This window comes from Kitasatospora sp. NPDC101801 (assembly GCF_044766665.1).
In the GTDB taxonomy this organism is placed as follows: domain Bacteria; phylum Actinomycetota; class Actinomycetes; order Streptomycetales; family Streptomycetaceae; genus Kitasatospora.
Map to the genome: position 1 here is coordinate 72,637 of NZ_JBIWML010000037.1, position 6,732 is coordinate 79,368.

At 74.1% G+C, this 6,732-nt stretch carries 5 protein-coding genes and 3 pseudogenes; 1 reads left to right on the plus strand and 7 read right to left on the minus strand.

The features are described 5' to 3' along the window. Positions 1-149 precede the first annotated feature (149 nt). Positions 150-1,127, minus strand: a complete 978-nt coding sequence (locus ACIRPK_RS29735; RefSeq protein ID WP_403044003.1) for an NAD(P)H-quinone oxidoreductase — start codon at positions 1,125-1,127, stop codon at positions 150-152. Between the two features lie 55 nt (positions 1,128-1,182). Further along, positions 1,183-1,842 (minus strand): annotated as a pseudogene (locus ACIRPK_RS29740) (potassium channel family protein); the annotation flags it as partial. 233 nt (positions 1,843-2,075) lie between these two features. Between ACIRPK_RS29740 and ACIRPK_RS29745 the strand changes: the two are divergent. Next, positions 2,076-3,104 (plus strand): potassium channel family protein, encoded by a 1,029-nt coding sequence (locus tag ACIRPK_RS29745; RefSeq protein ID WP_403044014.1) that lies wholly within the window; start codon positions 2,076-2,078, stop codon positions 3,102-3,104. Positions 3,105-3,111: 7 nt separating this feature from the next. Here ACIRPK_RS29745 and ACIRPK_RS29750 read toward each other — a convergent pair whose 3' ends face one another. The 5 genes and pseudogenes from ACIRPK_RS29750 to ACIRPK_RS29770 all read right to left on the minus strand — a co-directional run. Beyond that, complete coding sequence (locus ACIRPK_RS29750) at positions 3,112-4,302, minus strand: molybdopterin molybdotransferase MoeA (RefSeq protein WP_403044006.1); 1,191 nt, start codon at positions 4,300-4,302, stop codon at positions 3,112-3,114. Continuing rightward, on the minus strand, positions 4,299-4,550 hold the full coding sequence (locus ACIRPK_RS29755; protein WP_403044008.1) for a DUF6457 domain-containing protein: 252 nt from the start codon (positions 4,548-4,550) through the stop codon (positions 4,299-4,301). Before ACIRPK_RS29755 ends, ACIRPK_RS29750 begins: the two co-directional genes overlap by 4 nt. Before the next feature lie 401 nt (positions 4,551-4,951). Next, positions 4,952-5,509 (minus strand): annotated as a pseudogene (locus ACIRPK_RS29760) (molybdenum cofactor guanylyltransferase); the annotation flags it as partial. A 16-nt stretch (positions 5,510-5,525) separates the two neighbouring features. Then, positions 5,526-6,455, minus strand: coding sequence for an MBL fold metallo-hydrolase (locus ACIRPK_RS29765; protein WP_403044010.1), 930 nt, complete (start codon positions 6,453-6,455; stop codon positions 5,526-5,528). A 136-nt stretch (positions 6,456-6,591) separates the two neighbouring features. Next, positions 6,592-6,732: pseudogene (locus ACIRPK_RS29770) on the minus strand (dolichol-phosphate mannosyltransferase); the annotation flags it as partial.

Below are 6,732 nucleotides of genomic sequence, written 5' to 3' on the forward strand. Positions count from 1 at the left end.
GGAGGTCCTTCCGACGGCCGCCCGCGCTGCGACGCGGACGGCGGCGGGACAGCTCCGCACCAGCCTCACACACTCCGACATTCAGGGCATTTCGGACTCACCTGGTGGTCCGCCGCAGCCCCCGTCCGGCGCCACGGCGGACCCTCGGGTCAGCGCGCGAGCAGCACCTTGCCGACCTGCTCCCCCGCCTCCAGCACGCGGTGCGCGTCCGCCGCCGCCGTCATCGGCAGCACCCGGTCGATCACCGGCTTCACCACCCCCGCCTCGATCAGCGGCCAGACGTGCTCGCGGACCCCCGCCACGATCGCCGCCTTCTCGCCCAGCGGCCGGGCCCGCAGCGTGGTGGCGGCCACGGCGGCCCGCTTGACCAGCAGCTTGGAGAGGTCCAGCTCGCCCTTCACCCCGCCCTGCAACCCGATCACGACCAGGCGGCCGTTGGTCGCCAGCGCGTCGAGGTTCCGGTCCAGGTACTTGGCGCCCATGATGTCCAGGATCACGTCCGCCCCGGCCCCACCGGTGGCGGCCGCGACCTCCTCGACGAAGTCCTGCTTCCGGTAGTCGATGCCGACGTCCGCGCCGAGCTCGGCGCAGCGGGCCAGCTTCTCCGCGCTCCCGGCGGTGACCAGCACCCTGGCCCCGACCGCCTTGGCCAGCTGGATCGCCATCGTGCCGATCCCGCTGGCGCCGCCGTGCAGCAGCACGGTCTCGGCGGGGCGCAGGTGCGCGACCATGAACAGGTTGGACCAGACCGTGCAGGCCACCTCCGGCAGCGCGGCCGCCTCGGTCAGGCTCAACCCCTCCGGCACTGGCAGCAGCTGGCCGACCGGGACGGCCACCAGCTCGGCGTAGCCGCCGCCCACCAGCAGGGCGCAGACCTGGTCGCCGACCGCCCAGCCGGCCACCCCGGCCCCGAGAGCGACGATCCGTCCCGAGCACTCCAGCCCGGGGTACGGCGAGGTTCCGGCCGGCGGTGCGTAGCGGCCCTCCCGCTGCAGCAGGTCGGCCCGGTTCACGGCACTGGCCGTGATCTCGACCAGCACCTCCCCGGCGGCGGGCACCGGGTCGGGCACCTCCGCCCACACCAGCGCTTCGGGACCACCGGGCTGAGGAATCGTCATCGCATGCATGACCCCGACGGTACTGCCCCGAACGGGGCCGATCACGGAGGTCGCGGCAGCGGCCTCAGGCCGGCGGGGCCGCCTGCTGGATGGTGATGACGCGGTCGGTGAGCTGCAGGACAGCGGCCTCCGGCTCGGTGTAGTTCAACACCCGCCGCCCCCGCACCACCGCCACCACCAGATCCGCACACTCCCGCGGACTGCGCCCCGCCTCCGCCCGGGTCACCGGACGCTCCACCACGTCCAGCCCGTTCCCGTACGTCAACAGGTCCTCCATCACCGCCCCCGCATGCGGACTCAGCATCGACATCCCCAACAGACGCCCCGCCGAACTCGAACTCGTCACCACCACATCCGCACCACTCTGCCGCAACAACGGCGCGTTCTCGTCCTCCCGCACCGCCGCCACCACCGTCGCCCCCTTGTTCAACTGACGCGCCGTCAACGTCACCAACACCGCCGTGTCATCCCGCTCCGGCGCGACCACCACCCGGCTGGCGGTGGGCAGTTCGGCCCGGAGCAGGGTGTCCGTCCGGGTCGCGTCCCCGATCACGCCGGTCAGTCCGTCCCGGGTGGCCTGGTCGACCACCTTGCGGAGCGGGTCGACGATCACGATCTCGGTCCGCGCCACCCCCTGACCCAACAGGGTCGCCACCGCATGGCGCCCCTTGGTCCCGTACCCGATCACGACGGTGTGCTCGCGCACGGTGGACCTCCAGCGGGTTGACGACGGGGGATGCCGGCGACGATACCGAGGCCGGTCGGATTTCGAGGGCCAGCACACCGGCCGGCACTGCGGCAGGAAGGCGAAGAACTGACGGACGCCGTTGCGCTGACCACTCCGGTTGATCTCACGACTCGCCAGACGGGAGTCGCCGCCGCACGGATGCTGCCGTCATCCTGGTCCACGTGACGAAGAACGATCAGCCTTCCGGGCCCGGGCGCTCGCGGTACCGCCTGGGTCGACGCCCTGATCCCGACGCCGAGTCCGGCAGCCGGATCACGCTGCCGACCCGGCCACCGGAGCCACCGCTGCGCCAGGTCTCCCGGCGGCTGGTGCTGGCCCTGACCGTGCTGATCGCCACCACGCTGATCGTCTGGCTGGACCGCAGCGGCTACAACGACAACTCCGACGGCGCGGTGGACCTGCTGGACGCCGCGTACTACGCCACCGTCACGCTCTCCACCACGGGGTACGGCGACATCACACCGGTCAGCGACGGGGCCCGGCTGACCAACATCCTGGTGATCACGCCGCTGCGGGTGGTCTTCCTGATCATCCTGGTCGGCACCACCCTGGAGGTGCTGACCGAACGGACCCGTCAGCAGTGGCGGATCGGCCGGTGGAAGGACACCGTGCGCGAGCACACCGTCGTGATCGGGTACGGGACCAAGGGGCGCCATGCGGTGGCGACCCTGTTGGGTCAGGGGGTGGCGCGGACCGAGATCGTGATCGTCGACCCCCAGGCGAAGGTGATCGAGCAGGCGGCGATGGACGGCCTGGTCGGCGTCCAGGGCGACGCCACCCGGACGGACACCCTGCTGCGCGCCGAACTCGGGCGGGCGGCCCGGGTGGTGGTCTCCCCGGGCCGGGATGACACGGCGGTGTTGGTGACGTTGACGGCGCGTCAGTTGAACAAGGGGGCGACGGTGGTGGCGGCGGTGCGGGAGGACGAGAACGCGCCGTTGTTGCGGCAGAGTGGTGCGGATGTGGTGGTGACGAGTTCGAGTTCGGCGGGGCGTCTGTTGGGGATGTCGATGCTGAGTCCGCATGCGGGGGCGGTGATGGAGGACCTGTTGACGTACGGGAACGGGCTGGACGTGGTGGAGCGTCCGGTGACCCGGGCGGAGGCGGGGCGCAGTCCGCGGGAGTGTGCGGATCTGGTGGTGGCGGTGGTGCGGGGGCGGCGGGTGTTGAACTACACCGAGCCGGAGGCCGCCGTCCTGCAGCTCACCGACCGCGTCATCACCATCAAACCGGCCTGAGCGACCGTCAGGGCGTGGCCAGGGTCTCGGCCCGGCCGTCGGCCGGGACACCACCGGGCGGGACCACCGCGAGCGCCTCGGCCAGGGCCAGGCCGCGCAGCATCGCCGGGCCGTCGAAGGCCAACGGCACCAGGCCCCGGTCGGTCCTGACCACCGGGACCAGCCGGGTGTCGGTCGGATGGCCGGGCAGCGCGACGGCCACCGGCTCGGTCCGCAGCTCCGGCCCCGGGCGGCCGGCCAGTCGGCCGAGCAGCGGCAGGGCCAGCGTGACGGTGCCCGCGACGGCCGCCAACGGGTTGCCCGGCAGACCCACCAGGTGCCGCCCGTCCGGCAGTTCGGCCAGCAGCATCGGGTGGCCAGGACGGACCGCCACACCGTCCACCAGCAGCCGGGCACCGGCTGCGGCCAGCGCCTCGTGCAGGTGGTCCACCGGGCCGGCGGCCGTCCCGCCGGTGGTGACCACCACATCGGCGGACGAGTGCCGGATCACGTCCCGGAGCAGCCCGAAGTCGTCCCCGACCCGGCGCTGCCCGACCAGCTCCGCACCGGCCGCGGCCAGCCACGGCGGCAGCAGCGGGCCGAGCGCGTCCCGGACCAGGCCCGCCCCGGGGAGGCCGGAGTCCAGCAGTTCGTCACCGAGCAGCAGCAGTTCGACGGTCGGCCGGCGGTGCACGGTCAGCCGGTCGTACCCACAGGCGGCGGCCAGCCCGAGCACCGCCGGGGTCACCACCGTCCCGGCCGCCAGCAACGCCTCGCCCCGACGGCACTCCTGACCACGGGGCCGGACGTCCTGACCCGGCGTCACCTCGCCCCGCCCGTGCAGCACCACCCCGTCGGTCCGGCCGTGCTCCCGGCGCAGCACCCCGGTGGCACCCGGCGGCAGCTGCGCCCCCGTGGCGATCTGCACCGCCGCCCCGTCGGCCAGCGGGCCGCACGACTCCCCCGCCAGCACCCGTCCCGCCAGCCGCCACGGCCCCGGCCCGGCCACCGCCCAGCCGTCCATCGCGGACGTGTCGAAGGACGGCAGGTCGGTGAGCGCCGCCAACGGCTCCGCCAGGGTCTGCCCGAGCGCCCCACCCAGCGCCAGCGCGACCGTCGGCAGCGGCTGACGGACCGCCAGCCGCGCGGCCCGGCGGGCCTGCGGCCACCCGCAGTGGTGCAGACCCGGCACGGTGGCGGCCGCCGCCACCGTGGTCACGCCTGCTCTCCGGCCCAGCGTTCGGCCAGCGCCGCCGTCCGTGCCTGCGCCTTGGCCACCTCGGCGGGTCCGCCGCCCTGCTGGGCGGCCGCATAGCCGACCAGGAACGCCGTCAGCGGTGCGGCGGGCCTGGCCACCCCGTGCGCCACCACCCGGGCGAGGTCCAGCAGCCCGGCCACGTCCACCTCCAGGTCGATGCCCAGTTCGGTGGCGACGTCGGCGATCCAGTCATCCAGCGTGCGCTCCATGGCCCCATGCTGCCTGATCCACCGCCCCCCGCCACGCTCCGGGGCATCACCACCGCGCGTCGCTTCCCTCACCCGGCCCCACCCCCACCCGTGAGCGCACGACGCCGACCTTTTGGCAGGTGCTCAGCCGTCGACGATCCAGGGGCTCGGGGCTCTGCTGACGTGCGGCTCCGCCGCGTGGGCGAGGAGATCTGGCGTTCGGGTCACTGCGAAAGTGCCTGACCGCCTACGCACGCGTGACCTCTTCCGAGGCCGGCGTCGCAGTTCCCCGAGCCCCTGACCGTAGCTGCCCGAGCCACCTGCAAAAGGCCGGCGTCGCCCGCGCGGCGGAGCCGCACACCAGCAGAGCCCCGAGCCCCCGGGGTGGTCAACGGCTGAGCACCTGCAAGGAGCTATGCGTCCCGGAGCCGGGCCAGTTCGAGGTCCTCCCAGGTGTCGCAGTCGTACGAGACCCCGTCCGGGTCCGCCAGCCGGGCCGGGCGGAGCGGGGCGAGCAGGTGTCTGAGCGGGAGCCCGACCGGATCGCCGAGCCCGGCCAGGGCGGCCCGGAGGGCCGGGGTGCGGTAGGCGCCCACCAGCAGCTGGTCCCGGCCGGCCGCGTCGACCAGCAGCGCCCCGTCGTGCTCCGCGAGCGCGTCCAGCAGCCGTCCGACGGTCCGCCCGTCCAGGAACGGCAGGTCCGCCGCGAGCAGCAGCACCCGGTCCGCGGTGAGCTGCCCGAGCCCGGCCGCGACCGCCGCAACCGGGCCGCCACCGGGCGGGTCCTCCCGGGTCCAGTGCACGCCGCCGCGCTCGGTCGGCCGCTCGGGGCCGACCACCACCACCGTGCGGGCGTCGGGGCAGGCGGCGAGCACCCGGTCGAGCAGGGTGTGCCCGCCGACCGTCAGGCCCGGCTTGTCCGCCCCGCCGAGCCGGCGGGCCGCGCCCCCGGCGAGGACGAGTGCGTCGTAGGCGGTCATCCCGCCGGTGTCCCGCTCACGGGTCCTCGACGATCTCCGCGTCCACGATGCCGTTGTCGCCGTTGGACAGCTCCTCGGGCGTGAGCACGTTGGCCGCCGCGCTGAGCTCGAGCATCACCGGGAGGGTCAGCCCGCCGTACCGCTCGTTGACCATCGCGGCCAGGGCCTCGGCGTCGTCGGGGTGGGCGGCCAGTGCGCGGTCGAAGTCCTGCAGGTACTCGCTGGTGAAGGTGAGCACCCGCATCGCGTCGTCGTCCGCCCCGGGCACCCGGTGGCCGGCGATCACCCGGTCGGCGCCGAGGTCGGCCAGCCGGGCGAGGTTGTGCGACCACTGCTCGCGTTCGGCCGGGTCGGTGTCCGCCGTCCAGACGTGGGTGCCGTTGTAGACGAAGTCCCCGGCGACCACGGTGCGGCTGCCCGGGACGTGCACCACGGTGGAGCCCGCGCTGTCGCCCTGCCCGAGGCTGAGCACCCGGATCAGCTGACGGTCGATCATCAGCGGCTGTGGCAGCAGCGGGGCGGGCACCAGCGGGTGGTCGGGGATGTCGTCCCCGTACACCGGCTTCCACTGGGCCACCTTGGCGGCCAGCGTCGCCACGATCCCCTCCACCACCAGCGGGGCGGCCAGCAGCTGCGCCTTCGGGAAGAGCCGGAGCACCTCCTCGGCACCGAAGTAGTGGTCCGGATGCTGATGGGTGATCACCACCGCGAGCAGCTGGCGGCCCTTGCCCGCCACCCACTCGGCCAGCTCCCGGCCCGCGCTCCGGGTCAGCTGGGCGTCGACCAGGATCGCGGTGCGCTCGCCCATGATCAGGCTGGAGGTGGCGAAGAAGGCCGTCTCGGGGCCGGTGAAGACCTCGATCCGCAGCGGGGCCGGTGCCGGGCCCGGGTGGCCCGCACCGGCCGGTTGGACTCCGGCGGTCCCTTCGGGCTGGGACGGCGTCACATCGGCTCCCTGGTCGGCGCGGTGGGCCCGGGCCGGGCACCGTAGGGCTCCAGCTTGGGAGGAAACCGCCGGGACCGCCGGGTAGGCGCGCCCAGGTGAGTGATCACGCACGTCCCGGGCGCCGCCGACCCTGCGGTTACTTCTTCCCGGTGATCTTGTTGAGGCGGGCGGTGAGTCCCCATGCGGTGACCCGCCACAGGGCCTCCAGCACGATGCCCCGGCTCATCTTGGACGCACCCAGCTCACGCTCCACGAACGTGATCGGCACCTCCGCCAC

Excerpts from the sequence above, each read along its gene's own strand:
- ACIRPK_RS29735 (WP_403044003.1), bottom strand. The coding sequence starts at position 1,127 with ATGCATGCGATGACGATTCCTCAGCCCGGTGGTCCCGAAGCGCTGGTG.
- ACIRPK_RS29755 (WP_403044008.1), bottom strand. The coding sequence starts at position 4,550 with ATGGAGCGCACGCTGGATGACTGGATCGCCGACGTCGCCACCGAACTG.